The sequence below is a fragment of the uncultured Rikenella sp. genome, from assembly GCF_910579375.1.
Classification (GTDB): domain Bacteria; phylum Bacteroidota; class Bacteroidia; order Bacteroidales; family Rikenellaceae; genus Rikenella.
This window is the reverse complement of the sequence record NZ_CAJTUJ010000203.1, coordinates 1-2795: the sequence shown is the minus strand read 5'-3', so window position 1 is coordinate 2795 and position 2795 is coordinate 1. Positions and strand designations below refer to the sequence as shown.

Sequence of the window (2795 nt, the reverse complement as noted above, 5' to 3'; positions counted from 1 at the left end):
GCCGCTCGGCAATTTGCAAACTGCGTTTGCATTGCTCTCGCTGGCAGCGTCGGTTGTGAACAAAAAGAACCAAAAAAACTTTAGAGCGCATCCCTGCGGGATGCTCTGGCCGTGTCTGCCCGATTGGTTGGGCTGGATTTTCGGCGGGCGCGCTAATAATGGGCGAGAACCCCACGCGCGCCGCGCCTGAAAATCACAGTCCAACGCACGAGGCGGAGAGAGCCCGTGGTCGTCCCACCGGGACGACCTCTGCAAAAGTTCTTTGGGTACCTTTCTTTCAAGAAAGGTACGGTTCCGTCCGGTTAGGAGCAGAAAAAGAACGAATGAATACTTGTTTTAAGCGACTTGCATGGCTTCGACCCTTGCTCGTGCATAGTCCAGTTTCACGCGGAACGTTTTCCGTTTCGACGCCGGCACCTCGAACATCGCATCCATCATGATCGCCTCACAGATCGAGCGCAGCCCCCGGGCTCCCAGTTTGTATTCGATCGCCTTGTCCACGATGTAGTCCAGCACCTCCGGATCGAACGAGAGTTTGACCCCGTCCAGCTCGAACAACCGAACATACTGTTTGACGATGGCGTTTTTCGGTTCTGTCAGAATCCGCCTCAACGCCTCGCGTCCCAGCGGCTCCAGATAGGTCAGCACCGGCAGACGCCCGATCAGTTCCGGAATCAGCCCGAAGCTCCGCAAGTCTTTCGGCGTGATGTACTGCAACAGATTCTCACGATCCACCTCGGCGATTTTCTGCTGCTGGCCGTATCCGACAACGCGCGTGTTCAGCCGCTGGGCGATCTTCTTCTGCACCCCGTCGAACGCGCCGCCCGCCACAAAAAGGATGTTCCGGGTATTGACCTGGATATATTTCTGATCGGGGTGTTTCCGTCCCCCCTGCGGCGGCACATTGACCACCGTCCCCTCCAGTATCTTGAGCAGGGCCTGCTGCACCCCTTCGCCCGAGACGTCGCGCGTGATGGAGGGGTTGTCGCTCTTGCGGGCGATCTTGTCGATTTCGTCGATAAAGACGATCCCGCGTTCCGCCGCGGCGACGTCGTAGTCCGCCGCCTGCAACAGCCGCGAGAGAATGCTCTCGACATCCTCGCCCACATATCCCGCCTCGGTCAGCGCCGTGGCGTCCACGATGGCGAACGGCACATTCAAGAGCCGCGCAATCGTCCGCGCAATCAAAGTCTTCCCTGTCCCGGTCTCGCCCACCAGCAGGATGTTGGATTTGTCGAGCTCGATGTCCGAATCTTCCGTATCCTGCGGATCGGTCAAACTGTGCATCAGCCGTTTGTAGTGGTTATAAACGGCCACCGAGATGTATTTCTTGGCTCGTTCCTGCCCGATCACATAGCGGTCGAGAAACTCTTTGATGGACTGGGGGGTGTACAAGGCCATGGCCTCGCCGATCGTGGAGGCGGCTTCGTTCCGCACGCGGCTCTCCATCTCCTCGCGCACCATCTCCCAGGCGCGTTCCGCACAGTTGTTGCAGATCATCGCCTCCTGTCCGTGGATAATCATCCCGACCTGCGCCGCCGCAGCGCCGCAGAACGAACAGTGTTCCTGTTTGTTATTATTTTCTGCCATAGGTCTCGAATAAAATCGGTAAGAGGGAGGCGATTACAGCCCTTCCCGTTTGGTCAGCACGCCGTCGATCAGCCCGTACTCGGCGGCTTCGGCCGAGGTCATCCAGAAGTCGCGGTCGGCGTCCTGTTCGATCTTTTCGGCGGTTACGCCGCTGTGCTCGGCCAGTATGTGGTAGAGCTCTTCTTTGGTCTTGAGGATCTGCCGGGCGGTGATTTCGATGTCGCTGGCCTGCCCTTCGACGCCGCCCAGGGGCTGATGGATCATGATCCGCGAGTGCTGCAAGGCGGATCGTTTTCCTTTGGTTCCGGCGGTCAGCAGAATGGCGCCCATCGAAGCGGCCATACCGGTACAGGTGGTCGCCACATCGGGCGAGATGATCTGCATGGTGTCGTAAATCCCCAGCCCGGCCGACACCGAGCCGCCGGGGGTGTTGAGGTAGATCTGGATGTCGCTTTTCGGGTCGTTCGACTCCAAAAAGAGCATCTGGGCCTGGATGATATTGGCGGCATCGTCGTAGATCGGCACGCCGAGAAAGATAATGCGATCCATCATCAGGCGCGAGAAGACGTCCATGGTGGCGACGTTGAGTTGTCGTTCTTCAATGATGGTGGGCGAGATATATTCGGCTGTGAGCCGGTCGTAGCGGTGCATGGCGAGCGACGAGATGCCGCGGCCGAGTCGTGCGTATCGTTCGAATTCTTTTTTGTAGTCCATTCGATGGGTGTTGAGAAAGGGTAAAAATAGCATTTTTTTGCGAAACATGACACATATGGAGGGGAGAACGATTCCGACTGTTCGTCTGAGCGCGGCGCAATCGGGTCTGCAATTGGGTCTGACTTTACGCGGGCGACCGACCTTGATCAGCCTTTGACCGGTACCTTCCCGTACTACTCGGATGGGGTTCCCGGTGAAAAATACGGCGCAGGGAACTACAAAGCCACCAACGGTCGTCTCTACAAAGTAAGCACCTCGGGCGCGGGAACCCCGCTCGCCTGGTACCCCGCCCCGGGCTATCGCTATCGGGATACGGGCGAACCGGTGGGCGTCGGCTACCACGGGTTCAGCTGGTCTTCCGCCGCGAGCGGCATCGACGGCCTGGACTTGAGTTTCAATTCGCAGCACCTCGGCACCAGCCGCTCGGACCGCCGCGCCCACGGTTTTCAGTTGCGTTGCCTCTCGGAATAAACGGGGAATGCTTGCGATTC

At 58.5% G+C, this 2795-nt stretch carries 4 protein-coding genes; 2 read left to right on the top strand and 2 right to left on the bottom strand.

All coding sequences use genetic code 11. The annotated features are described in order from the left end of the window. A partial coding sequence (locus QZ302_RS09685; protein ID WP_294594859.1) for a hypothetical protein occupies window positions 1-190 on the top strand: 190 nt, incomplete at its 5' end. 146 nt (window positions 191-336) lie between these two features. On the opposite strand, the gene clpX is transcribed toward QZ302_RS09685, so the two are convergent. Then, window positions 337-1590 carry an ATP-dependent Clp protease ATP-binding subunit ClpX gene (gene clpX / locus QZ302_RS09680; protein ID WP_294594858.1) on the bottom strand — a complete coding sequence of 418 codons (1254 nt, stop codon included), beginning with the start codon at window positions 1588-1590 and terminating at the stop codon, window positions 337-339. Window positions 1591-1623: 33 nt separating this feature from the next. Next, window positions 1624-2304 carry an ATP-dependent Clp protease proteolytic subunit gene (locus QZ302_RS09675; RefSeq protein WP_294594856.1) on the bottom strand — a complete coding sequence of 227 codons (681 nt, stop codon included), beginning with the start codon at window positions 2302-2304 and terminating at the stop codon, window positions 1624-1626. A gap of 153 nt (window positions 2305-2457) precedes the next feature. Between QZ302_RS09675 and QZ302_RS09670 the strand changes: the two genes are divergently transcribed. Then, window positions 2458-2775 (top strand): hypothetical protein, encoded by a 318-nt coding sequence (locus QZ302_RS09670; protein ID WP_294594855.1) that lies wholly within the window; start codon window positions 2458-2460, stop codon window positions 2773-2775. The last annotated feature ends 20 nt before the right edge of the window (window positions 2776-2795 follow it).